Genomic DNA, 24,667 nt, shown 5'->3' on the forward strand with positions numbered 1-24,667 from the left:
AAAACATGACGACGGAGGGGACAGGGCAATGGCAACGAACGTCAAGGCACTGATAGACGGACATGACGCCAGCGCATTGGCGTTGGGGGCACCGGGGCGCGACTGGCTGAGCTATGGCGCGCTGCGCGACCTGTCGGCAGAGGTGCGCGCGTCGCTGCGAGGCTTTGGCATCGGGCCCAGCGACCGGGTGGCGATTGTCCTGGCGAACGGGCCAGAGATGGCATCGGCTTTTGTGACGATTGCGCAGGCCGCGACCACGGCCCCGCTGAACCCGGCCTACCGCGAAGACGAATACGCGTTTTACCTTGATGACCTTGGGGCCAAAGCGATTGTGCTGGCCGATGGCTATGACGGGCCAGCTCTGGCGGCGGCTCAGACCTTGGGCTTGGTGGTGCTGCGTACCGTTGTGGCCGCCGGTGCTGCGGCGGGTGCGTTTACGCTGTCTGCCGATGGAGCGACGGGCGCGGAACTGCCCGACAGTGTGCCGACGGATGACGATGTGGCGCTGATCCTGCACACGTCGGGTACAACATCGCGGCCCAAGATCGTGCCGCTCTTGCAGTCCAATGTCGCGGCGTCGGCGCACAACATCGCGGCGTCTTTGAACCTGACGGCGGCGGATCGCTGCCTCAACGTGATGCCGTTGTTCCACATCCATGGGCTTTTGGCGGCGGTGTCGGCATCGCTGTCCGTGGGTGCGTCGATCTGGTGCGCGCCGGGATTTGATGCGCTGCGGTTCTTTGGCTGGATGAAGGACGCGCGGCCGACATGGTACACTGCCGTGCCGACCATGCATCAGGCGATCCTGAGCCGCGCCGGGCGCAATGCGGATGTGATCGCAGAGGTGCCTTTGCGATTCCTGCGATCATCCTCGGCGTCCTTGCCAGGGCAGGTGATGGAGGCGTTGCACGCAACGTTCCAGGCCCCGGTGATCGAGGCGTATGGCATGACCGAAGCGGCGCACCAGATGTGCTGCAACCCGTTTGACCGGCAAAAGCCCGGCGCGGTGGGTGTGGCCGCTGGCCCAGAAGTGCGCGTGGCGCATGAGGCCGAGAACATGCTGATCGACGGCACCGGCGAGGTGGTGATCTCTGGCCCGAACGTGACACCCGGTTACGAGAGCAACCCGGACGCCAACGCCAAGAACTTCTTTGACGCCGAGGGCAAGCGCTGGTTCCGCACCGGCGATCAGGGGGCGTTTGACACCGATGGATTCCTGCATCTCACCGGGCGGTTGAAAGAGATCATCAATCGCGGCGGCGAGAAGGTCTCGCCGCTCGAGGTGGATGGCGTGTTGCTGGATCACCCGGATGTGGCGCAGGTGGTGACCTTTGCGCTGCCCCATCCCAAGCTGGGCGAAGAGGTCGCCGCGGCGGTTGTTTTGGCCGAAGGGTCGCAGGCGACAGAGCGCGATATCCGCGATTTCGCGGCCACCCGCATGGCGGACTTCAAGGTGCCGCGCAAGGTAATCATCCTCGATGAGATCCCCAAAGGTGCGACGGGCAAGATGCAGCGGATCGGTCTTGCGGAAAAGTTGGGGCTGGTTGAACCCGCTTAAGCCAACACCGTGATTGAGCGCCGGGTGGGTCCTGTGGGAGCCTCCGGCGGGAGTTTACTTTGCAAGATGAAGGAGGAACGGTTCGCACCCTATCAGCGGATCGTTTCGGGGTGAGCGATGAAGATTTGCGTATTCGGAGCAGGCGCCATTGGCGGCTATATGGGTGTGAAACTGGCGCAGGCCGGGGCGGATGTCAGTCTTGTGGCGCGCGGGCCGCATCTGGCAGCGATGCAGGCCAATGGGCTGCGGTTGATCGAGGAAGACAGCGAGGCGCGCGTTCAGGTTACGGCGTCGGACAACCCGGCGGATTTGGGTGTGCAGGACTATGTCATTGTCACGCTCAAGGCACATTCCGTGCCGCCTGTGGTTGAGAAGATGAAACCGCTCATTGGGCCGAACACCACGATCGTGTCGGGCGTGAACGGGGTGCCTTGGTGGTATTTCCACAAGATCGGTGGCGCACATGAGGGCACGCGGCTTGAGAGCGTCGATCCGGGCAATGCGCAATGGGACGGGTTTGGCCCGGACAGTGTGTTGGGCTGTGTCGTCTATCCGGCGGCAGAGGTGATCGAGCCGGGAGTGGTCAAGCATATCGAGGGCAATCGTTTTTCGCTGGGCGAACCGGATGGGTCCAAGTCTGAGCGCGCGGTGGCTTTGTCGCAGGCGCTGTCGTCGGCTGGTTTGAAGGCACCCGTACGGCCGCGTTTGCGTGACGAGATCTGGGTCAAGCTGTGGGGGAACCTGTCGTTCAACCCGATCTCGGCGCTGACCCATGCGACGCTGGACGTGCTGTGCACCGATGTCGGCACCCGCGGTGTTGCCCGTGGCATGATGCTTGAGGCGCAGGCGATTGCCGAGGCGCTGGGCGTGAAATTCCCGATTGACGTTGAGCGGCGGATTGACGGTGGGGCGGCTGTTGGCGCGCACCGGACGTCAATGTTGCAGGATCTGGATCAGGGCCGTCCGATGGAGATCGACGCGCTGGTCGGATCGGTGCAGGAATTGGGCCGTGTGGTCGGTGTGCCAACACCGACGATCGATACGGTGCTGGCCTTGGTGCAATTGCGCGCGCGCACGGCAGGGCTTTATGCGTAAGCCGCTGTCACAATCACTTCGACCTTAAGTTCGGGGCGGGCCAGTTTGGCCTCTCCGCAGGCGCGGGCAGGGGCGTGGCCTTCGGGCACCCAGGCATCCCAGACGGCGTTCATCTCGGCGAAGTCGGCCATGTCGGCGACCCAGATGATCGCTTGCAGGATCTGGTCGCGCGACGATCCGGCCTGTTTCAGCAACGCATCGACGCGGGCGAGGCAGTCCTCGGTCTGTTCCGTGGCGCTGTCGCCTGCGCCCACTTGGCCGCAGAGATAGACGGTGCCATTGTGTTTGACGATCTTGCTCATCCGTTGGCCGATTTCGAGGCGCTCAATCATGGGGTGTCTCCTTTTGAACATTTGCCCGCACCCTCGGGGTGATGGGCGCGATTGTCCAGCCTGTCAGCATCGGGGCGCGTCGTAAATTCCCCTTGGTATCGCAACGGGCTTCGTGCGTTTATATCTTTATAAATTCAGGGAGGATTTACGACATGATCAAGCGCGCATTTCTAAAGCTTGCGGGAACGACGGCACTGGCGACGATGCTGGCCACAGGGGCGTTTGCCCAAGAGGTCACGCTGCGGATGCACCAGTTTTTGCCCGCGCAGGCCAATGTTCCCAAGAATGTGCTGGTGCCTTGGGCCGACCGGGTGATGGAGGCGTCGGGAGGGCGGATCGAGATCCAGCATTTTCCGTCGATGCAATTGGGCGGCACGCCGCCGCAGCTGATTGATCAGGCGATTGATGGGGTTGCGGACATTATCTGGACCGTAGCGGGGTATACACCGGGTCGTTTTCCGCGTGCCGAGGTGTTCGAGCTGCCGTTCCTGATGACGGATGCGGGCGATATGTCGGCCGCCTATTGGGAACTGGTCGAAGAGCAGATGATGGATCAGGACTTTGCCGATTTCAAAGTGCTGGGCGTCTGGGTGCATGGCCCGGGTGTGATCCATTCCACCGATCCGGTGGCAACGCCGGACGACCTCAATGGGATGAAGCTGCGCGCGCCGACGCGGGTAACGACCAAGCTGTTTTCCAATCTTGGTGCCACCACGGTGGGGATGCCGGTTCCGGCCATTCCTGAATCGCTGTCCAAAGGGGTTGTGGACGGGGCCGTGATTCCGTGGGAGGTGACAGCCGCGTTGAAAGTGGCCGAGCTGGTGGAGAACCATACCGAATTCGAGGGCAATGCGATCTACACCACGACGTTTATCTTTGCGATGAACAAGGATGCCTATGAGGCGCTGCCTGATGACCTTAAGGCGGTGATCGACAGCCAGTCTGGTGCGGAGTTCAGCCGGATGGCGGGTACCCAGATGCAGGCGGATGATGGTCCGTCACGCGAGGCCGCGTTGGATGCGGGCAACAACATTATCACCATCTCCGAGGCAGATGCCGGCGCGTGGCAGGCCGCAGCCGACACCACAACGGCCGAGTGGATCGCAGAGATGGACGAGAAGGGCATCGACGGGGCCGCGCTGATTGCGCGGGCGAATGAGCTGTTGGAAAAGCACAACACGCAGTAAAGCGTGATGCGCGGCCCGGCCCTTTGGCCGGGTCGCGCCATGGGTGACAGGGGGCACAGGCATGAAGACGGCGATAGACCGCCTTGCACGGGGCATGGCCGTTTTGGGCGGTGTGGTTCTGACCGCGCTTGTGGTGTTGACCTGTGTGTCAGTCCTTGGGCGCGGGCTCAATTCCATGGGGCATTCCGATTGGTTGATCGGGCTGTCGCAAGGGGCGGCGGACGGGCTGATCGCGGCGGGCGTCGGGCCGGTCACAGGCGACTTTGAGCTTGTCGAGGCCGGGATCGCCTTTGCCATATTTGCGTTTTTGCCGATCTGTCAGCTTTATGCGGGCCACGCGACCGTCGATGTGTTCACGTCACGCCTGTCTGACCGGGTCAACGGCTGGCTTGTCGCGTTCTGGGACGTGGTGCTGACGCTGGTCATCTTGCTGATCACATGGCGATTGTCGGCGGGGCTTTGGGACAAATTCGGCAATGGCGAGACGACGTTCTTGCTGCAATTCCCGATCTGGTGGGCCTATGCGGCCAGCTTTGTTGCGGCTCTGGTCGCGTCGGTAACAGCGATCTATTGCTCGGTGGGTCGGGTGATTTTGGCCGCGACGGGCCGGTCGATCCTGCCATCCTCCGGGGCTGACGCGATATGAGCTTGCTGGAGCTTGGCATCTGGTCCTTTCCGGTCCTGCTGGCGCTGATCTTTGTGCGCGCGCCGATCGGGCTTGCGATGATGCTGTGCGGGATTGGCGGGCTTTGGTTGGCGCTGGGCAGTCCCGATGTGGTTCTGGCGCGGCTCAAATCCGAGACATATTCAACATTTTCCAGCTATTCGCTGTCGATTATTCCGATTTTCTTGTTAATGGGCCAGTTTGCGACCCTGTCAGGCATGTCGCAGGCCCTTTTCAAGGCGGCGGAATCCTGGCTGGGCCACCGCAAGGGCGGGGTTGCGATGGCGTCGGTCGGGGCCTGTGCGGGGTTCGGGGCGATCTGCGGATCGTCCTTGGCGACGGCGGCAACCATGAGCCGGGTCGCGCTGCCCGAGTTGAAGCGGAATGGCTATTCCGGCGGGTTTTCGACGGCGACCCTGGCGGCGGGCGGCACCTTGGGCATCCTGATCCCGCCCTCGGTGATCCTTGTGATCTATGCGATCTTGACCGAACAGAACATTGCCAAGCTGTTTCTTGCTGCCTTTATCCCCGGTTTGCTGGCGGCTCTTGGGTATATGGTGACGATCTCTCTTTACGTCCGACGTCACCCGGACGCGGCAGGGCACCGCGATCCGGTGCCCTATGCGGACCGGTGGCGCGCGCTGTTTGACGTGTGGCCTGTTTTGTTGGTCTTCGGGCTGGTGGTCGGAGGGATTTATGCAGGGTGGTTCACGCCAACAGAAGGTGCGGCAGTCGGGGCAGCAGGAACCGGATTGATCGCGCTGGTGTCGGGGAACCTGACATGGGCGGTGTTCAAGCAGAGCATCGTTCAGACGGCGGTGGCGACTGCGATGATCTTTTTCATCGTGCTGGGCGCGTCTTTCTACAATGGGTTTCTGGCGCTGACGCAGGTGCCGCAAGAATTGTCGAACTGGGTTGTGGACATGGGTCTGAGCCCATTTATGGTGCTGACGCTGATCCTCGTGTTTTACCTGATCTTCGGGTGTCTGATGGACAGCCTGTCGATGATCCTTTTGACGATCCCGATCTTTTTCCCGGTGATTTCGGTGATGGATTTCGGGTTTGTTGATCTTGCGGTGATGCAGGCCGATGCCGCGCGCGAAGTGTTGGCGGTGGGTATCCCCGAGGGCATGACGCAGGATATGCTTGCGTCGATCCAGACGGCCATGGCCACGGGCGCGGAACTGACCCGCGACCAGATGAGCGCGCTGGACATTCGCGTGACCCAAGGCATGGCAAACCGGATCGAGGCGGAATGGGTTGCGATCTGGTTCGGTATTCTTGTCCTGATCGTGGTTGAGGTGGGGCTGATCACGCCGCCGGTGGGTATGAACCTGTTCATCATCAATTCGATGGACCGCGACACCCCGATGATGGAAACGTACAAGGCGGTGATCTGGTTTGTAACCTCGGACATTGTGCGGGTGATCCTGCTGGTGTTGTTCCCGGCGATTACGCTGTTCTGGCTGTATTGACAGGCAGGCGGATGCGGCGTGGGGCCGTGCAAAGGGTTGTATTCATCATGATAAATTGGTTGCATGGCACGGCTGTCTGCTAAGGGCTGCGTGAACCAAGGGCACAGATGACACTGAGCATCAAAACCGATCTTCCCGCGCGCGCGCCACGCCGGTCACGGCCCGTGCGGGTCGCAGAGGCAATAAAGGACTGGGTGGTCGAGCAGGGCTTGATGCCTGGTGACCGTCTTCCCGGCGAGGCCGACTTGATCGACCGTTTCCAGATGTCCAAGGGCACCATCCGCGAGGCGATGCGCATCCTTCAGGCGCAGGGGCTGGTCGAAACCAAGACCGGGCCGGGAGGCGGCAGTTTCGTGGGCGAGGTGTCGCGCGACCGGGCGCATGCGCTTTTGGCGAATTACTTTTATTTTCAAAATGTCACCATCGCGGATATCTACGCGGTGCGACTGTCGCTCGAGCCTGAGTTGGCGGCGTCTTTGGCCGGGAACCTGTCTGACGCCCAACTGGCCGAGCTGGAGGCGATCATGGAAAACTATGCCGCCCCCGCGAAAGACGCGCGCGAAGAGCGGTTGCAGCATGTGGCGTCCCTGCGGTTCCACGCGCGCTTGTCTGATTTTGGCGACAACGCGCTGTTGAGTTTCTTCATCAGCTTCATGGCGCAGATCCTGACGGATTTGACGGTCTATAAACGGCTCTATGCGACGCCGAACCATGACCTGTGGAAGCGTGGGCGCGATCACCAGTTGGAATTGATCGCTGCGTTGCGCTCTGGCGATGGGGGTGCGGCACGGCGGGTGATGGCAAGCCATATGGAAATGGCGCGCGACCTGATGGAGGATCAAGAGGCCGAGGTCATGAAACGCTTTATCGCGGAGTGACCGGGCCGTTCGCTGCGATGAACGGCGCGCTGCGGTGTGGGTCGTCGGGTGTTGGCACATGGGTGACCCAATCGCCGTAATGCCCCGTTGTCGCGCGACGGTGCAGGGCGCGCAGATCGGCCAGCGGTGTTTCCGAATAGTCGATGCGCAGGGACATGGGTGGCTGCGTCTGGCTGACCATCAGCAGGGCGGAAGAGAGCACCCCCCGGCTGTCGCCCCCGGCGCTGTTGGCGGCATCGAGCGCGGCCAAAAGTCGAGAGTCGAGCAAGCCTTTGGCGGTAAGAAATCCATGGAGACAGGCGTCCAGAACAGTCTGTGACGCCAGCAGATTTCCGGTGACAACCACGTGCCGCGCGGTGCGTGCGTCGGCCACGGCAATGCTGTTGGCCCCGGTGAAATGGCCTGTCTGCCCTTTGGGATCAAGTGCCGCCAATTGCCGTTCGGCGCGGCCCGTGTCGGCAGAGGTGATCTGTGCCACGGCAACGGCAGCGCTGGTGCCGCCACGCATCAGGGTCAGAACGTCAGTGCCCCACATGGTGCTGGGCAGCGATCCCTGCGACGCCGAAAGCCCCGATTCGGCATCGCCACGCAGAACCCAGCCACCAACACAGAGGCTTCCTGTCATTGCGGCCCCGCCATAAGCGCCCGTTTTTTCATCAAAAGCCAGAATTGAAATGGTCATGGGCGGCTCCGTTTTCTGTGGACTTGAATTTATCATGAAAATTTGGCCTGATGCAATTTATCATGATAAATAAAAACTGATATCTCAGCAGAGGACGTCACCCATGTCGCTATTCCATATCACCCGCCGCAGCCTGTTGGCCGCTGGCACAGCCTTGGCCCTGACCCTTGGAGCGGTCGTGCCGGGTGCCGCGCAAACTCCGCCCGGAGTTCTGATTGTCGGGCAGATCGCAGAGCCCAAGGCGCTTGATCCGGCGGCTGTCACGGCTGTGAATGATTTCCGCATTCTGATGAATGTCTATGACGGGTTGGTGCGCTACCGCGACGGCACTCTTGAGGTGGAACCGGCGCTTGCGACCGATTGGGAGATCAGCGCGGATGGCACGGTCTACACCTTTACCCTGCGCGACGGGGTGACGTTTCACGATGGCAGTGCGTTTGATGCCGAGGCGGTCAAGTTCAACTTTGACCGGATGCTGAACGAGGATCATCCCTATCACGACACCGGCCCTTTCCCGCTCGCGTTTTTCTTCTCGTCGATTGACTCTGTCGAAGCAGTGGACGATCTGACTGTGCGTTTCACGCTGAACGGGCCCTATGCGCCGTTCCTGTCGAACCTCGCCTATCCGACCGGTTTGATCGTGTCGCCTGCCGCCGTTGCGCAGCATGGTGCCGAGTTCGGGCGCAACCCGTCTGGCACCGGCGCGTTCACGTTTGGTGAATGGCGGTCAAACGAGGCGGTGGTGATCGAGGCGAACCCAGATTACTGGGACGGCGCGCCCGAGTTGCAGGCGGTTGTGTTCCGCCCGATCACAGACGCCAACACCCGCACGGCGGAAATGCTGGCGGGGGGTATTGATCTGATGGTCGAAGTGCCCCCCGTGGCGTTGTCGGAATTTCAGGGCGATGCTTACACGGTGCATGAACAGGCCGGACCGCATGTCTGGTTCCTGATCCTGAATGCCAAGGAGGGCCCGTTTGCCGATGTGCGGGTGCGTCAGGCGGCGAATTACGCGGTCAACAAGACGGCGCTTGTGAACGAGGTGCTGGAGGGCACAGCAGACGTGGCCGCCGGCCCGACGCCACCCGCCTTTGCCTGGGCCTATAACGAAGAGCTGGAGCCCTATCCTTATGATCCCGATCGTGCACGGGCGTTGATCGCCGAGGCCGGGGCCGAGGGCGCAGAGCTGACCTTTTTCGTGACCGAAGGCGGGTCCGGGATGCTTGATCCGGTGGCGATGGGCACCGCCATTCAGGCCGATCTGGAAGCGGTTGGGTTTGATGTGAGCATTGAAACCTATGAGTGGAACACGTTCCTGGGAGAGGTGAACCCCGGGCTTGAGGGCAAAGCAGATATGGCGCAGATGGCGTGGATGACCAACGATCCCGACACGCTGCCGTTTCTTGCGCTGCGCACGGATGCGTGGCCGGACGCCGGTGGGTTCAACTCGGGCTATTATTCCAACCCCGAGGTGGACGCTTTGCTGGAGGCTGCGCGGGTGGCCACCGATCAGGACGAGCGCGCGCGGCTTTACAAAGAGATGCAGGTGATCGTGCAGCAGGATGCGCCCTGGGTGTTCGTGGCCAACTGGAAGCAGAACGCAGTGACGCGTGCGGGCGTCGAGAATTTCGCGTTGCAGCCATCGTTCTTTTTGCTGTTGGACGAGGTTGTGAAGAACTAGGTTTCGCACGGGCTGCGGCCCGTCTGACAGGCGGGGGGCCAGCCCCCCGCACCCCCCGGAGTTTGTCTGGCAAGATGAAGGGCCGTTCGTGAGCGGATATATCCTCAAGCGATTGTTGTCGGCGATCCCGGTTCTGCTTGGGATTACGGTGATCGTGTTTCTGATCATGGCGCTGATCCCCGGTGACCCGGCGACGGCGATTTTGGGCAGCTATGCGACGCCCGAGAATGTTGCCAAGCTCAACCGCGATCTGGGTTTGGACAAACCATTGGTGCAGCAGTATTTCATCTGGTTGGGCAATATGCTGACCGGGGATTTTGGCACGTCCTTTGCGCTCAACCGGCCGGTGTTGGACGAGGTGCTGGAGCGGTTCAACGCGACATTGGTCCTTGCGGGCACGGCCTTTGTGTTGTGTTCGGTGCTTGGTATCGTGGCGGGGGTGATTTCAGCGGCGCATCAATATGGCTGGGCGGACCGGGGCATCACGTTTGTGGTGCTTTTGGGCATTTCGATCCCGTCGTTTTTCCTTGGCATGATGATGATATTGTTCTTTGCAGTGACCCTGCGCTGGTTTCCGGTCTCGGGCATGTGGCCCATCTATGGCGACCGGGATCTGGGGGCGCTGGTATCGCATCTGACCATGCCGGCATTGGCGCTGGCAGTTGTCGCCACAGGCGTGATCGCGCGCTTGTCGCGGTCGGCGATGCTTGAGGTGTTGCGGCAGGATTTCATCCGCACGGCGCGGGCGAAAGGCGTGCCTGAGCGCGGTGTGATCTGGCGCCATGCGCTGCGCGCGGCGATGGTGTCGATCATCCCGGTTTTGGGTATACAGGCGGGGTTCGTGTTGTCGGGCGCTGTCTATATCGAGATCGTGTTTCAGTGGCCCGGTGTCGGGCGGATGCTGGTGGATGCGATCCTCAAGCGAGATATCCTGCTGGTGCAGGGTGGCGTGGTGTTTGTGGCTGCGTGTTATGTGCTGTTCAACATCGCAGTGGACGTGGCGCAGAGCCTGCTTGATCCAAGGATCAAGACATGACCCCGTGCCGGTCCGCGTCAGTCGTAGCGCTTGTCAAAGGTCACGGTGCTGCCGTCAGACAGGAGCGCCGTCTCGGCGTAGATTTCGCGTGGGCCAAGCAGATTGTCATCAACGAAGCCAGAGATCGTGACGGTGTCGCCATTGCGCACCGGCATGCGGTTCGGGCCGATATAGATGCGGATATCGTCCGAGGCATCGGTCAGGCGGAAGGTGTCCTCGTCCATGATGCGGGTCACTTCGCCTGCGACAGTCACGAACGTGCCGCGCTCTGCATCCGCAATCGGGATGAGCGGGTCGGTTGGGTCTGCAAGGACGGGACTGGTGGCAAGGAAAAGCGCAATGACTGCGGTGCGGAACATCGGAACGGTCTCCTTTTGGCGATAGGCGTGGCCGTGGGGCGCGGCAGCGCGTTCACACCCTTGTGAGATGGGCGGGCACGCGCGGCGCACAAGACGCGATAACGCAAATGTCAGGGCATGGTGCGGCATGGCGTTTCTGACGCTTTTGGCGCGCAACCGTCTGGCGCTGGCGGGCGGTGTTGTGATGGCGGTGGTGGTGCTTTTGGCGCTGCTGACGCCGATCCTGCCGCTGGCGGACCCGGATGTGACCAACACGAGCAACCGGTTTCAGCCGATCTTTTCCCAAGGTGCTGTGTTGGGCACCGATCATCTGGGCCGCGATTTGCTGTCCCGGCTGATGTGGGGGACGCGGTTGTCGCTGGCTGTGGGGTTTGCAGCGGCGATTGTGGCAGCGACGCTTGGTGCGGCCATTGGGATCATTGCCGGGTTTTACGGGGGACGCACCGACAACATCATCATGCGCGGCGTCGATATGGTGATGGCGTTTCCGTATATCCTTTTGGCGCTGGCGATCGTCGCGGCGTTGGGGCCGGGGTTGTTCAACGCGTTGATCGCAGTGGCGGCGGTGAACGTGCCGTTTTTTGCGCGCAACATTCGCGGCATCACCGTGGGCATCGCGCATAAGGAATTTGTCGATGCGGCGCGGCTGGCGGGGTTGTCGAACACGCGGATCATCCTGTCCGAGATCCTGCCCAACGTGATCCCGGTGATCGTGATCGCCATGTCCACCACCATTGGGTGGATGATCCTTGAGACCGCTGGTTTGTCCTTTCTTGGGCTTGGCAGCCAGCCACCGCAGGCCGATCTGGGGTCGATGCTGGGCGAGGCGCGGGCGGCGTTGATCACCAATCCGCACACCTCGGTGGTGCCGGGGGTGATGATCCTGATCATCGTCATGTCGATCAACCTGCTGGGCGACGGGGTGCGCGATGCACTGGATCCTCGGCTCAAGTCAGGTGCGCTGTCGCGGCCCATGGCGACAACGCGGGTGGATCGAACCGGGCCGGTGTCCGCGCCCACGGGCAAGGGGCTGCTGGAGGTGCAGGGGCTGGAGACACAGTTTCACGTCAAAGACCGGGTGTACCGGGCTGTTGGTGGTGTCGATCTGCATGTCGAGAAAGGTGAATGTCTTGGCATCATCGGCGAAAGCGGATCGGGTAAGTCGGTGACTGCGCTGTCGCTGATGGGGTTGGTGGCGTCCCCGCCCGGTGTGATCACCGGGGGCACTGTGCATTACGACGGCGAAGACCTGATCGGTGCACCTTATAAGAGGTTGCGCGACATGCGCGGGCGCAACGTGGCCTATATCTTTCAGGATCCGCTGTCGACGTTGCACCCGCTGTACCGTGTTGGCGATCAGTTGATCGAGGCTATCCGCGCGCATCGCCCCATCGGGAGGGCCGAAGGTCAGGCCAAAGCAGTGGACTTGCTGCACGCAGTGCGCATCCCGAACGCCGAACAACGTATCACCGATTATCCGCATGAGATGTCGGGCGGGATGCGCCAGCGGGTTGGTATTGCCATGGCGCTGGCCAATGATCCCGACATCATCATCGCGGACGAGCCGACAACGGCGCTTGATGTGACGGTGCAGGCGCAAGTGTTGACCATTCTGGACGATCTGCGCCGGTCACGCGGGCTGGCGATTGTGTTCATCACCCATGACTTTGGCGTGGTGGGGCAGCTGTGTGACCGGGTCGCTGTGATGTATGCCGGTCGCATTGTCGAAGAAGGCAGCACGGTGGATATCCTTCATGCGCCGCGCCATCCCTATACTGCGCGGCTGATGGCCTGTGTGCCGGAACTGGGTGGCGGCAAGCGGCGGCTGGAGGCGATTGCTGGCCTGCCGCCTGCGGTGGACCGCCTGCCCGAAGGCTGTGCCTTTGCGGATCGGTGTCTGCGTGTCCAACCAGAGTGCCGCGCCGGGGTGATCGCGTTGGAACAGACGGGCGCGCGCAAGGTGCGGTGCCTCTATCCCGAGGGCGGCACGCGCGAGGTGGCGGGATGACCGATGCGCTGAAACTGACCGGGGTGTCCAAGACCTTTCCCGTGGGTCGTTCGCTGTTTGGCGCGGCAAAGGGATCGGTCAAGGCGGTGCACCCGGTGACATTGACGGTGCGGCAGGGGGAGACACTGGGCGTCGTTGGGGAGTCGGGTTGCGGGAAATCGACCCTTTCGCGGATGCTGGTAGGGTTGTTGGAGCCGACCACCGGCACTATCGAGATCGAGGGTGAGGCGCTCGACAATGCCGACCCTGCGTTGTTCGGCAAAAAGATCCAATATGTGTTCCAGGACCCGATTTCCTCGCTCAACCCGCGCAAGACGATCCGGCAGGTGATGGATGCGCCGCTCAAGCATCTGCACGGGATGGGCGCGGCGGAGCGTGCCGCGCGGATTGCCGAGATTTTCGACAGTGTGAACCTGCGCGAGGACTTTCTGGACCGCTATCCGCACGAGTTTTCCGGCGGGCAGGCGCAGCGCATCGGGATCGCGCGGGCGCTCGCGGCCAAGGCGCGCATTCTGATCCTGGATGAGCCGGTGTCGGCGCTCGATGTGTCGGTGCAGGCGCAGGTGTTGAACCTGTTGGCAGATCTCAAGGCGCAGTTTGATCTGACATATCTGTTTATCAGCCATGATCTGGCGGTCGTCGAAGCGGTCAGTGACCGGATTGCGGTGCTGTATTTCGGATCGGTGGTCGAGATCGGACCGGCGGTCGATATCTTTGCCAACCCGCGCCATCCCTACACCCGGCTTCTGGCGCAAAGCGCGCCGGTGGTGGGGCGGCCTTTGGCCGAGCCCGAGGCCACGGGAACAGAGCTGCCAGACCCGTTGAACCCGCCGCAGGGCTGTGCCTTTGCAGCGCGTTGTCCGCGTGCGCAGGACAGGTGCCGGGTCGAGGTGCCCGCGCTTGCGACCGCGGGACAGGCCAAGGATGTGGCCTGTTTCTATCCGTTGGAATCCAATGCGCCGACGTGAGCTAGCGGCCTCAGAATCGGTGGATCACGGCCGCTCTGCGGCGGTTTTTTCGCGCCATGCCGCGAACCGCGTCAGGCTGTCGGGATCGGTCGGAGGGTAGAGCCCGATGATCGGGACGCCGCGTTTGACCTCGTCCAGCACAAATGCTTCAAATTCCTCCATCCCGATGGTTTCAGTGGCGATCTCATCGGCAAGGTGGCGGGGGATCACCATCACGCCGTCATCATCGCCCAGAATGATGTCGCCGGGATAGACCGCCACACCGCCGCAGGCGATGGGCAGGCCGATATCCACCGCGTGATGTTTCGTGAGGTTTGTGGGGGCTGAGGGTTTGGCCGCAAAGACTGGCATGTCCAGCGCAGCTGCACCGGCTGCGTCGCGGATGCCGCCATCGGTCACCACGCCAGCCGCACCGCGCACCTGAAGCCGTGTCAGCAGGATCGACCCTGCCGAGGCCGCGCTGGCGTCCTGACGGCAATCCATCACCAGAACCGCGCCTTTGGGACATTCCTCGACCGCGACGCGCTGGGGGTGATCGGGTTCGCGGAAGGCATCCAGCGGGTCAGTATCAGGCCGGGTTGGGATATAGCGCAGCGTGTAGGCTGGGCCCACCAGCGTGCGTTTGCCTGCGCCCAAGGGCATCGTGCCCTGCACATAGGCGTTGTGATACCCGCGCTTGAACAAAAGCGTCGCCACGGTTGCGGTGCTGGCCTGTTGCAACCGGGGCAATGTTTCGGGATGCAGGGCAATCGTGTCCGCTGGCATTGGATTGGGCATGTGGGGGTCCTTTGTGACTGCGGATCAGGGATCAAGCAGGTCGAGATTGATCGAGACAAGCGCGCCTTTGCCCTGCACGACCTGACTGGCCAGACGGCAGGCATGGGTGGTGCTGTCATCCAGCGGTGTGTCGTCAAGCAGCCCCGCAAGGACAACGGCATTAAAGCTGTCTCCGGCGGCGGTGGTGTCGACGACCTTGGTGACCGGGCATGCGGGCACAGTCCCTTGGGTGCCGTCATGCTGGAAATAAACCGGGTCCGCGCCGTTCTTGACCACGATCGTCGTTGCCCCGGCGGCGGCATAGCGCTTTGCGGTTGTTTGTGGGTCGGCATCGCCGAACCAATCGGCTTCGTCCTCGAACGAGGGCAGAACAACGTCGCTGACGGCGGCCCCTTGCATTGTGGCGTCCAGCATGGCGTCGGTGTTGTCCCACAGGCGGGGGCGCAGGTTGGGATCAAAGGCAATGGTCTTGCCCGCCGCACGCGCGGTTCTGAGCGCGTCAAACAGCGTGTCGCGGGCAGCGGCATCAAGAATGCCAAGGGTGATGCCCGAGAAATAGATCAACCGGGCCTCGGCCATGGCAATCGCCAACGCCTTGGGATCATCGGCAAGCTGGCGCGCCGCCGACTGCCCGCGCCAGTAGGAAAAGCTGCGTTCGCCGTTGTCGAGCGAAATGAGGTAAAGACCCACCGTCCGGTTGGGCACCGTTTGCACATGGCTGACGTCAATGCCCCCCGCCGTGATGGCGGCGCGCATCTGGTCGGAAATGGCATCCGTGCCCGCGGCGGTGAAGTAAGACACGTTCAGATCCGGGCTCAGACGAGCGAGATACCACGCCGTATTGAACGTGTCCCCCGCAAATCCAAGCTGGTACTCGGAGGGCGCGTCTGCCGGGGCAAGCTCTGCCATACATTCGCCAATGGCCAGAACGTGCACGTCGTGTGTCCCGCGCCGCATCACAGGAAATCGTCGCGGCGCGGTGTGAAACAATCGACCAAGGTGCCCGGCTCAAGGCACACACAGCCATGGGTCACGCCCGAGGAAATGACAAAGCTGTCGCCGGGTCCAACCTCGCGCTCTGTGGCGCCAAGAGAGAACCGAAAGCGGCCACTTTCGACATAGGTGGATTGCACATGCGGGTGGTCATGCAATGCACCAACCGCGCCCGCCGCCCCAAAGCGGAAGGCCACGACCATCATATCGGGATGATCGGACAGCACTTGCCGTGTGACGTTTTCGCCCGTCGAAACAACCGGATACTCTGACATATGGCCTCCTCTTTCTTGGCTCAACTGAACAGCATGCCGCCGTTGATGTCGATATTTGCCCCAGTGATAAAGCCACTGTCGTCACACGCAAGGAAGAGCACAAGATTTGCCGTGTCATCGACATGACCCTGACGTTTCAAAGGCGCGTTCGCCTCATAGCCGCGGCGGCCTGCGTCGGGGGTGTGGATGTTGTGGAAATCGGTGTCGATCATTCCGGGGCAAAGCGCGTTGACGCGGATCTTTGGGCCCAGCTCTTTGGCCAGGCCGCGCGTCATGGTCATGACAGCGCCTTTGGACGTGGCATAGGCCACAGCGCCCGGTCCTCCACCATCGCGTCCTGCCTGGCTTGCCAGGTTCACAATCGCGCCGCTGTCCATATGGGGCAGACAGGCTTTGACCATCAGAAAGGTGCTGGTCAGGTTCAGGTCTATCACCGCGTTCCAATGGTCAAGCGGCATGTCGGCAATTGTCTTGCGCGAAATCAGGCCGCCTGCATTGTTCACAAGGATATCTATACCACCGAATTCGGCGACGGTTTTGGCCACAAGCGCATCGACATCCGCCGGTTTGGTCAAATCGCCCTGCATCGCAAAGGCCTTGCCGCCATTGGCGGTAATCTCGGCCACGGCGGCATCCGCGCCTGCACTGCTTGAGAAATAGTTGATGGCGACATTGGCCCCTTCGGAGGCGAGTTTTTTCGCCACGGCCAAGCCGATGTCACGTCCGCCGCCAGAGATGATGGCGCTTTGGCCTGCAAGTTTCATGAACTGTCCTTCTCGTTTATTGGATGTCCCACGCGCTGCGCGGGGCCTGTCGGGTTAGGTGTTCGCCAGTTTCTTCATCACCACTTTGAAGGTGTTTTCGTCGGCGTCGGTGAAATAGAGATCGGCGTCGTAGCCTTGATCATCCATGAAGTTGAAAATGCGCTTGGGGGCGTCCAGCCTGTAGGGCACCAGCAGCGTCGCAATCCGGTGCCGTGTGGCCGCGGGATAGCGTGCTGTCATGAAAGTGCTGACCGGCAGACCTTCGTAATCGGCAGGGTCCACATCGGGAAAGCCGGTTTCCTGCACCATTTCGGGCTTGCCGGCTTCGGACCAGACAACCTGACCGTAGAACCCGGCGCGGGTGCCGGTGTTGCGGAATGAGGTCTTGCCCAGATCGAACGGGGTGTTTGCATGCAGCAGCCATTCCAGCGTGACCGGCGTTTGCGCATCAACCTTGTCGATGATGACGAAATAGCTGTTGCGGACAAAGTAGATTTCCCGCTCGGCCAATGTCACCTCGGGGGACAGGCTTTGATAGGCGGCGGTGGCGTCGCCATGGATGAAAATGTGGTCTTCGCGTTCCTCGGCTGCCACGATGCGGCCGGTGGCGGCCATCGCGCGGGCCTTGTCCTTTTCTGCGTATTGTCCTTTGCCATTGATCAGAATGGCGTTTTTGGACCGGGTCTGCCGCCGCCAATTGCGGTGCATCGAAGAATTGAACGCCACGTAATAGCCGGACTGGATGGCCATGTCTTCGCCGTAGGCCGAAAGGCAAAAGGCGTTCTGATCGCCATGGCTGTGGCTGATCGATCCGAAGGGTGAGGATTTGAACACGAATTGAATATGGTTTTCTGGATCGGCCATCGCGTGTTGCAGGCCAACCCAGCCGATGCCCCGAAAGTGGCGCATGCCATCTTCGGGCGGCGTGGCCGCGACCACTGGAAAGTCGGTCTGAAAGACCATTTCGTCGAAATGGGTGTCCCACCAGCCCCAATTGTAGAACGCCATTTCGGTGCCGGGGTTCAGGCGCAGGTTTTCTTCGCAATACCACTGGTATGCGCCATTGCCGGTCACGCCGGCGAATTGGCGCATGTTGAGGCCGGTTTTGATGCCGGGAAAGTCGCCTTGCGTGCTGTCATCGCCAAAAGTGGCGCGCCGCGTGTTGGGCGCTTTGCAATAGAGCGGGAAATCCCCGGTGTTTTGCAAGAAGGGCCGTTTGTAGAGGTCGACACCGGTGAAAGATTTCAGCCGGTTCGCCGCATCGATCAGATAGGCCATGCCCATCATCCAGTAATTTGTCCCTTCGGCCCAGCCGCCATCGCTGTCGCCCCATGGGGAATAGACGGTGAAAAGGAACTCGATGCAGTAGTTGAGCCAGTCGCGCGCCTCGTCCGCGTCGTCGTCGCCAAGCAGGGCGATACAGGCAGGCACAAGGGTCAGCGACACGGACCGCACCGCGTGGCTGTCATAGGGAAAGAGATGGATCTTGGCGTTCAGGATTGCGTGTTCTGCGATGTCGCGGGTGCGGACCAGAAGCGCCGTGCGCACGGTTACGCGTTCTTCTTCGCTCAGAACATCATAAAGCCAGTCATAACCCCATGCCAAACCGTTGCAGACCCGGTAGGCCCATTCATCTGTGTAGGCGCGCGACGTGACGCCCATTGGATCCCATGACGCAGCTTCAAGCAGCCATTCCTTGGCGCGGGCGGTCATCTCGGAAGTGCCGGTGACCTTGCCGCCGATGGCAAGGTGGCGGATCGCGTACCAGTGTTCTTGCAGGTCGATATAGGTTTGGCGCCACACCGGCGCGACGCGCTTGTGATCGGGATAGCCCGCAGGTTCTGACATCACATCCCGCTCCATCCAGGGCAGGACGGAGTTCTCAAAAAACGTGGACCAGGCGTATTTCGTGGGGTCTGCTTTGACCTCGGCGCAAAAAGGGGCGAGCCGGTCCGGTGTCATCCACAAGCGCGGGTGTGCACAGGATGTACCGGCAAACCGTGTGTCGCGGGCGGGCAGGGGCGTTTCGGGCAGGCCTGCGGTGATCTCAAAGCTGCGCGATGTGCTCCAGGTGGTTGTGGGCGTACCGGACTTGGGATCACACACCGCGTAAGACCAGTGGTGTGTGCCTTCGGGAAAGGTCACATCCGGGGTAAAGAAATTTAGCGGGATCGGGCCAAACACCTGCGTTGCCTTGGCCGGATAGGTGGGATCGGTTGACACCCGCAAAACGTAATGCGCTTCGTCCTCGATCACCGGCAGCCATGTGAATCGGGGCGGGTTTTCGACCAGAGCGTCGGTTGCAACCGGGGCGTATTGGATCGTCAGGCGGCCTGCCTTGGGTTCATCGAGCGTGGACAGAGCTGTGGCGGACATGTGCGATCCTTGATGGGCAAGTCGTTGGGAATAACAGGCGGCCGGAGGGGACCGGCCACCTGTGGTTGGCTGGAGAGGATCAGCCGTATTGGCGCGCGTATGCGGAGTTCAGAACTTCGATCACCTGATCGTAGCCCATGTCATTGAGCGTCTCGACATAGTCAGCCCAGTCGTCCTGGATGTTGCCAGAGCCCAGAACCCATGCCTGCTGGCGTTCCAGCATGTAAGTGCGGATGGACGGCCAATAGCGATCATAGATTTCTTGTTCGTCCTTCGTAAAGGCAACGCCCAGGAACTGATCCACAAGCAGGTCGTGCTGGTCATACAGCTCGATCCCTTTGCGGGCCGCTTCGGCGGTCCACTGCCATTCATACCGGTAATCCTGCCAGTAGCCGCGCTGGATTTGTGCGCCGACGGCCCACATCTGTGCATTCACGGGTTGATCGTTCGACAGAACCGCGTCTTTGTAGATCGGCTCTCCGTCGATGATGTCGTAGTGCACGCCTTCGATGCCAAAGTTCGACAAAAGCCGCCCTTCTTCGGTGAACCAGAAGTCGAAATACTTGATCGTTTCGACTGGGTTTTCGTTGGTGTGGCTGATCGCCCAGCCATCCGGCTTGATCGGAATGCGGCGGTGCTCTTCCATGCGGCGACCGCTGGGTGACGCCGGGGGCAGGAACGGGATAAAGTTGAAGCCCTCAACCTTGTCCGCCAGCGCGGCGTTGTACCCGGACGTGGACGCGAACCAGTCATGGGTCATGCCGCCCAGGTTTTCTGACAGCAGGTATTCGCGTGCCGACGATCCACGGGTAAACACCTCGGGGTCGATCAGGCCTTCGGCGTACCATTTTGCGACATTGGTCAATGCATCACGATACGCGTCCTCGGCATATGGGTGAACGACCATGCCCTTGTCTTCGTTGACATAGAAATCGTGGAACGTGTCCGACCCCGAAGAGCGCGCATCCCACAAGGTGACGAGGCGGATGGTTTCTTCCCAGTTGCGCGCAAAGAATGGCACTTCGTCCTTCATGCCATTACCGTTGGGATCCTGATCGCGGAACGCCACCAGCACCTCGTAAAGCGCGTCTACGTTTTGCGGCTGTTCCAGCCCCAGCGCGTCAAGCCAATCCTGACGGATGAAATAGGCCCGGCCATATTTGCCGTCGGGCAGGTAGGGGATATAGTAATAGTTCCCATCATAGGCCGAAATCGCCTGTTGCAGGCCGGGATGGCTGTCCCAGAAGGCCTGAATGTTGGGGGCGTGTTCCTTGACCAGGTCGTTCAGCGGGGCAAAGGCGCCTTGTGGACCGAATTCATTGACCGGCTGTTGGATAAGGTGGCCCCCGACGATGTCAGGCATGTCGCCCGAGGCGATCAGCAGGTTCATCGCTTCGCCGGAATCCTTGGTGTTCTTGCCAAAGGTCTGGTCAACCAGATGCACACCCGTCATGGCGCGCGCGGCTTCTTCCACGGGGTAGATTTCGTTGGCGTCGCCGCCAACACCGTAGCCCTGTGCGCGGGGCCAATGCATGTGGATTGTAAGCTCAAGCGGTTCGTCCACGATGCGCAAGTGGTCTTCGGCAAAGGCTGGTGCCGTGATAGCCGTTGTGGCCAACATGGCGAGGGTCAGTGACAGTTTTCGCATGATTTCCTCCCTTGGATGCGAGCGTCGTTATTCCTTCACTCCGCCCAGCAGGATGCCCTTGCTGAAATACTTCTGGAGAAAGGGGTAGATGAGCAGGATCGGAATGATCGAGCAGACAATGATCGCGGCGCTGACCGTTTCGACCGAATAGGGCGCATTGATCAGTTCGGCCCCAAAGGTTTCGTCATCGGTCAGTTCGGTGATGATGTGGCGCAGGTAGACTTGCAGGGGGATCTTGTCTTCGTCCTGCAAGAGCACCATCGCCCAAAAGAACCCGTTCCAACGCGACACGATGCAAAACAGCGCGACGGTGGCGATGGCAGGTTTGGAAAGCGGCAGGTACACCTTCCAGAGCACCTGAAATTCATTGGCCCCATCCATCCGCGCCGCCTCTTCAAAGGATTGTGGAATGGCTTCGAAGAAGTTGCGCAGCAGGATGATGTTGAAGCCGTTGACGGCAAAGCCGATGATGATGCCGAAATAGCTGTCCAACAGGCCCAGATCGCGCATGTTCAGGAAGAACGGGATCAGGCCCGCGTTGAACCACATGGTGAAAGCCACCATCAGGTTCCAGAACCGCCGACCGTAAAGCTGTGGACGCGACAGGGCATAGGCACCGGGGATGATGAACGCGAGGCTCATCAGGGTGCCGCCGATCGTGTAGATGAAGGTGTTCTTGTAGCTGATCCAGAACTGCGGTTCGATCAGAACACGCTTATAGGCCTCCAGTGTAAATTCCACCGGCGTGAGGACCACATTGCCCGCGCGCGCCTCGAACCCGCTGCTGAGCGACAGGGATGTGATATAGATGAACGGGTACAGAGTGGAGATTGCGAAGAGCGCGATCAACACCATGTTCACGATCACGAAAAGCTTATCGCCACGGGAGTAGAGGTTCATATTCGCCATTGTCTCTTTCCCTCTTACCAAAGCGACGTGTGCGAATAGCGCCGTGAGATGGTGTTGGCGGTCATCACCAGCGCAAAGGCGATCACGGCGTTGAACAGACCGGCGGCCGCGGCGAAGTCATACTGTCCGCCCTGCAAGCCCTGCCGGTAGATAAAGGTGTTCACGACATCAGCGGTCTCGTAGGTGGCGGGCTGATAAAGCAGGATGATCATCTCGAATGAAATTTCGAGAATGTTGCCGATGCGGATGATCAACATGATGATGATCGTCGGCAGGATCGATGGAACGGTGATTTTCCACATCATCTGCCAACGCGATGCCCCATCGACCACGGCGCTTTCGTAGAGCGTCGGAGAGACCCCCGCGATGGCGGCCAGATAGACGATGGATTGGAAGCCTGCCTCTTGCCAGATGCCTGTGCCGATAAAGATCGGGCGGAACCATTCGGGTTTGGTCAGAAAGTAGATCGGGTCCGCGCCAAACCAGCCTAACACCGTGTTCACGATCCCGGCCGAGGGCGAAAAGGCTGTCATGACGATGCCCGCAATGATCACGGACGAGATGAAATGCGGCAGGTAGACGATGGTTTGCGCGGTCTTCTTGAAGGTCTGGTTCAGGACTTCGTTGAACATCAGCGCCAAAAGAATGGGCACCGGAAAGCCAAACAGCAGACCATAAGCGCTCATGATGATTGTGTTGCGCAGGGCCCGGAGGAATTGATCGTTGTTGAACAGGGTTTCAAAATGTTCGAACCCGATCCACTGGCTTCCGGCCACGCCCCGGAAAATCGAGTAATCCTTGAAGGCGATTTGCAGGCCGTACATCGGCTTGTAGAGGAAGATCACCAACCAAAGGATCGTCGGCAAGAGCATCGCGTATAATTGCCATTCCCGTTTCAGGTGATCGATGATCCGCTGACCACGGCTCTGGCGGCGATCGCGTTGAGCCGCTTGCGCATCGCCCGACCGCCGTGCGCGGGTGCCGTCTGTGACGTTGGGATCGCTGCTCATTGTTCCGACACCTGACCGGGCAGCGCCTGACCTGTTTTCGCGTCGAATATGCGGATCAGGTGTGGGTCGATGGTAAAGCCCGAAATCCCGTTAAGAATGTGCATCTGGCCAACTGTTTCTGTGCGAATGACAAATGTGTCGCCTTGCAGGGTGCCGTGGATCAGCGCCTCGGACCCCAGAGTCTCAATCAGATCCACATCAATCCGCACGCGCCCTGCGACGGAATCGTCGGCGACGGTGACGAATTCGGGGCGAATGCCCAGCGTAACGTATGTGCCCACCGCGTTTCGAAGCGAGGGCAGTGGCGCAAGCGGCAGGCTGTTGCCGCCAAACTCGGCCATCGGACCCTGATCGCCTGCGACGATCTTTGCGGTGACCATGTTCATCGGGGGGGACCCGAGAAAACTGGCAACAAAGGTGTTCACGGGGTTCAGGAACAGGTCCATTGGTGTGCCGATCTGTTCGATCCGTCCGTCATGCATCACGACAATGCGGTCAGCGAGGGTCATCGCTTCGACCTGATCGTGGGTCACATAGATTGATGTCACCCCAAGGCGGTTGTGCAGGCGCTTGATCTCGGCGCGCATTTGGGTGCGCAGCTTGGCGTCGAGATTGGATAGGGGCTCGTCGAACAAAAACACCTTTGGGCGGCGCACAATCGCACGGCCCATCGCCACGCGCTGACGCTGACCACCGGACAGATCGGCGGGGCGGCGGTCCATATAGGGGGTAAGGCCAAGGATTTCGCCCACCTCAGACACCGAAGACGCGATGACCTCTTTGCTTTCCTTGCGGATGCGCAGGCCAAAGGCGATGTTTTCGGCCACGTTCAGATGCGGGTAGAGCGCGTAGTTCTGGAACACCATCGCAACATCCCGGTCCTTGGGCGCAACCCGGTTCACATAGCGTCCGTCAATAGTCAGATCGCCATCGCTGATCTCTTCAAGGCCGGCAATCATCCGCAGGGTTGTGGACTTGCCGCAGCCTGACGGACCGACGAGCACAACGAATTCCTTTTCCGCGACTTCAAGGTCGATTCCATGAACCACCTGAAGGCCTCCATAGGCCTTTACGATGCCGCTAAGACGCACGCCTGACATGGCTTCTCTCCCCTGTGGGCGCCCTCTCCCCTGGCGCACGTGTCCGAGCCTGATTCGTCGGCTTGGTCAATCTGGTATACTAGTAATCTTACTGGTATACCAGTTTCAATTCGGGTAAGGTTTGGGAAAGACTGATATTGGAGGCTCAAAATGGCCGAGGTGACCCAGCTTGGGGAACGGCGCACAAGCGTCGATGATGTGTTCGACTTTCTGCAAAACGAGATCCTGTCGCTTCAGCTGCGTCCGGGTGACAAGATATCGGAAGCCGAGATCGCGGCGCGGTTTGGCGTGTCGCGGCAACCTGTGCGGGACGCGTTCAGCCGCTTGGCCAATCTTGATCTTTTACTGATCCGCCCGCAGCGCGCCACCGAGGTGAAACGCTTTTCCATGCGCGAGATCGAGAAATCCCGGTTTGTGCGGGCCTCGGTCGAAAAAGAAGTGCTGCGTCGTGCGGCTCAATTCTGCGATGCGGTTGGCGCGGCGGAACTGGACATTGCCATTGCCAAGCAGGTGGACCTGCTGAACCGCCGTGATTTCGGGGCGTTCGGGGCAATGGACTATGATTTCCACAAGAGGCTGTGTCGAATCGCGCGGGCCGATTTCGCCTTTGACGTCATCATGTCCGAAAAATCCAAAGTTGACCGCCTGTGTATGCTGAGCCTGTCCAAGGAAGACCGCATGCCGGAACTGGTCGAAGATCACCGCCAGATTGCCGAAGCGGTCAAGGCGCATGACGCGGATACCGCGGTGGCTGCGGGCGTGCTGCACCTGTCGCGGCTTGATGAGACGATCCGTTTCATCTCGGAGACGAATGCAAACTATTTCGAGATGACGGATCGTTAAGATGAAGCCCGCAGTCGCGGATTGCCTGTCGAGACCTGAAACTGTCCTG

At 60.7% G+C, this 24,667-nt stretch carries 23 protein-coding genes; 11 read left to right on the forward strand and 12 right to left on the reverse strand.

What is annotated here, in order from left to right; translation table 11 throughout:
- Positions 1–28 precede the first annotated feature (28 nt).
- Both ACSHXH_RS14410 and ACSHXH_RS14415 read left to right on the forward strand, forming a co-directional pair.
- Positions 29–1,558, forward strand: coding sequence for an acyl--CoA ligase (locus ACSHXH_RS14410; RefSeq protein WP_435672509.1), 1,530 nt, complete (start codon positions 29–31; stop codon positions 1,556–1,558).
- Positions 1,559–1,675: 117 nt separating this feature from the next.
- Entirely contained in the window at positions 1,676–2,653 is a 978-nt protein-coding gene (locus ACSHXH_RS14415; protein ID WP_435672510.1) for a 2-dehydropantoate 2-reductase, read from the forward strand.
- Here ACSHXH_RS14415 and ACSHXH_RS14420 read toward each other — a convergent pair.
- Positions 2,644–2,985: a RidA family protein gene (locus ACSHXH_RS14420; RefSeq protein ID WP_435672511.1), complete on the reverse strand. Its 342-nt coding sequence runs from the start codon at positions 2,983–2,985 to the stop codon at positions 2,644–2,646. The genes ACSHXH_RS14415 and ACSHXH_RS14420 overlap by 10 nt on opposite strands.
- A 152-nt stretch (positions 2,986–3,137) precedes the next feature.
- Here ACSHXH_RS14420 and ACSHXH_RS14425 point away from each other — a divergent pair, with 152 nt between their 5' ends.
- The 4 genes from ACSHXH_RS14425 to ACSHXH_RS14440 all read left to right on the forward strand — a co-directional run bounded on the left by ACSHXH_RS14425 (position 3,138) and on the right by ACSHXH_RS14440 (position 7,189).
- Entirely contained in the window at positions 3,138–4,172 is a 1,035-nt protein-coding gene (locus ACSHXH_RS14425; RefSeq protein ID WP_435672512.1) for a TRAP transporter substrate-binding protein, read from the forward strand.
- A gap of 61 nt (positions 4,173–4,233) precedes the next feature.
- Positions 4,234–4,818 (forward strand): TRAP transporter small permease, encoded by a 585-nt coding sequence (locus ACSHXH_RS14430; RefSeq protein WP_435672513.1) that lies wholly within the window; start codon positions 4,234–4,236, stop codon positions 4,816–4,818.
- A complete protein-coding gene (locus ACSHXH_RS14435) occupies positions 4,815–6,311 on the forward strand; it encodes a TRAP transporter large permease (protein ID WP_435672514.1) in 1,497 nt (498 codons plus the stop codon). The genes ACSHXH_RS14430 and ACSHXH_RS14435 overlap by 4 nt, the downstream gene beginning before the upstream one ends.
- 107 nt (positions 6,312–6,418) lie before the next feature.
- On the forward strand, positions 6,419–7,189 hold the full coding sequence (locus ACSHXH_RS14440; protein WP_435672515.1) for a FadR/GntR family transcriptional regulator: 771 nt from the start codon (positions 6,419–6,421) through the stop codon (positions 7,187–7,189).
- Here the strand turns inward: ACSHXH_RS14440 and ACSHXH_RS14445 are convergent.
- Positions 7,176–7,871 (reverse strand): DUF1028 domain-containing protein, encoded by a 696-nt coding sequence (locus ACSHXH_RS14445; protein WP_435672516.1) that lies wholly within the window; start codon positions 7,869–7,871, stop codon positions 7,176–7,178. The genes ACSHXH_RS14440 and ACSHXH_RS14445 overlap by 14 nt on opposite strands.
- A 103-nt stretch (positions 7,872–7,974) precedes the next feature.
- On the opposite strand from ACSHXH_RS14445, the gene ACSHXH_RS14450 reads away from it, so the two are divergent.
- Both ACSHXH_RS14450 and ACSHXH_RS14455 read left to right on the forward strand, forming a co-directional pair.
- Positions 7,975–9,552 carry an ABC transporter substrate-binding protein gene (locus ACSHXH_RS14450; protein WP_435672517.1) on the forward strand — a complete coding sequence of 526 codons (1,578 nt, stop codon included), beginning with the start codon at positions 7,975–7,977 and terminating at the stop codon, positions 9,550–9,552.
- A gap of 88 nt (positions 9,553–9,640) precedes the next feature.
- Positions 9,641–10,588: an ABC transporter permease gene (locus tag ACSHXH_RS14455; protein WP_435672518.1), complete on the forward strand. Its 948-nt coding sequence runs from the start codon at positions 9,641–9,643 to the stop codon at positions 10,586–10,588.
- 17 nt (positions 10,589–10,605) lie between these two features.
- On the opposite strand, the gene ACSHXH_RS14460 is transcribed toward ACSHXH_RS14455, so the two are convergent.
- Positions 10,606–10,947 carry a hypothetical protein gene (locus tag ACSHXH_RS14460; RefSeq protein ID WP_435672519.1) on the reverse strand — a complete coding sequence of 114 codons (342 nt, stop codon included), beginning with the start codon at positions 10,945–10,947 and terminating at the stop codon, positions 10,606–10,608.
- A gap of 127 nt (positions 10,948–11,074) precedes the next feature.
- Between ACSHXH_RS14460 and ACSHXH_RS14465 the strand changes: the two genes are divergently transcribed.
- Both ACSHXH_RS14465 and ACSHXH_RS14470 read left to right on the forward strand, forming a co-directional pair.
- Entirely contained in the window at positions 11,075–12,955 is a 1,881-nt protein-coding gene (locus ACSHXH_RS14465) for a dipeptide/oligopeptide/nickel ABC transporter permease/ATP-binding protein (protein WP_435672520.1), read from the forward strand.
- On the forward strand, positions 12,952–13,923 hold the full coding sequence (locus tag ACSHXH_RS14470; protein ID WP_435672521.1) for an ABC transporter ATP-binding protein: 972 nt from the start codon (positions 12,952–12,954) through the stop codon (positions 13,921–13,923). Before ACSHXH_RS14465 ends, ACSHXH_RS14470 begins: the two co-directional genes overlap by 4 nt.
- Before the next feature lie 24 nt (positions 13,924–13,947).
- Here the strand turns inward: ACSHXH_RS14470 and ACSHXH_RS14475 are convergent, their stop codons facing one another.
- From ACSHXH_RS14475 to ACSHXH_RS14515, 9 genes are all read right to left on the reverse strand, one after another.
- Positions 13,948–14,700 carry a ribonuclease activity regulator RraA gene (locus tag ACSHXH_RS14475; protein ID WP_435672522.1) on the reverse strand — a complete coding sequence of 251 codons (753 nt, stop codon included), beginning with the start codon at positions 14,698–14,700 and terminating at the stop codon, positions 13,948–13,950.
- 24 nt (positions 14,701–14,724) lie between these two features.
- Complete coding sequence (locus ACSHXH_RS14480) at positions 14,725–15,657, reverse strand: sugar kinase (protein WP_435672523.1); 933 nt, start codon at positions 15,655–15,657, stop codon at positions 14,725–14,727.
- Positions 15,657–15,968, reverse strand: a complete 312-nt coding sequence (locus ACSHXH_RS14485; protein ID WP_435672524.1) for a cupin domain-containing protein — start codon at positions 15,966–15,968, stop codon at positions 15,657–15,659. The genes ACSHXH_RS14480 and ACSHXH_RS14485 overlap by 1 nt, the downstream gene beginning before the upstream one ends.
- Positions 15,969–15,988: 20 nt before the next feature.
- A complete protein-coding gene (locus ACSHXH_RS14490; RefSeq protein ID WP_435672525.1) occupies positions 15,989–16,732 on the reverse strand; it encodes an SDR family NAD(P)-dependent oxidoreductase in 744 nt (247 codons plus the stop codon).
- A 54-nt stretch (positions 16,733–16,786) separates the two neighbouring features.
- The gene (locus ACSHXH_RS14495) at positions 16,787–19,108 is read right to left on the reverse strand and encodes a DUF4962 domain-containing protein (protein WP_435672526.1); all 2,322 of its coding nucleotides are present in this window, start codon (positions 19,106–19,108) and stop codon (positions 16,787–16,789) included.
- Positions 19,109–19,187: 79 nt separating this feature from the next.
- On the reverse strand, positions 19,188–20,756 hold the full coding sequence (locus tag ACSHXH_RS14500) for an extracellular solute-binding protein (protein WP_435672527.1): 1,569 nt from the start codon (positions 20,754–20,756) through the stop codon (positions 19,188–19,190).
- A 27-nt stretch (positions 20,757–20,783) separates the two neighbouring features.
- On the reverse strand, positions 20,784–21,665 hold the full coding sequence (locus ACSHXH_RS14505; RefSeq protein ID WP_435672528.1) for a carbohydrate ABC transporter permease: 882 nt from the start codon (positions 21,663–21,665) through the stop codon (positions 20,784–20,786).
- Positions 21,666–21,679: 14 nt separating this feature from the next.
- Positions 21,680–22,675 (reverse strand): ABC transporter permease, encoded by a 996-nt coding sequence (locus ACSHXH_RS14510; protein WP_435672529.1) that lies wholly within the window; start codon positions 22,673–22,675, stop codon positions 21,680–21,682.
- Entirely contained in the window at positions 22,672–23,775 is a 1,104-nt protein-coding gene (locus tag ACSHXH_RS14515) for an ABC transporter ATP-binding protein (protein WP_435672530.1), read from the reverse strand. The genes ACSHXH_RS14510 and ACSHXH_RS14515 overlap by 4 nt, the downstream gene beginning before the upstream one ends.
- Before the next feature lie 150 nt (positions 23,776–23,925).
- Between ACSHXH_RS14515 and ACSHXH_RS14520 the strand changes: the two genes are divergently transcribed.
- On the forward strand, positions 23,926–24,618 hold the full coding sequence (locus ACSHXH_RS14520; RefSeq protein ID WP_435672531.1) for a GntR family transcriptional regulator: 693 nt from the start codon (positions 23,926–23,928) through the stop codon (positions 24,616–24,618).
- Positions 24,619–24,667: the final 49 nt, after the last annotated feature.

The organism is Marivita sp. (assembly GCF_051251565.1).
In the GTDB taxonomy this organism is placed as follows: domain Bacteria; phylum Pseudomonadota; class Alphaproteobacteria; order Rhodobacterales; family Rhodobacteraceae; genus Marivita.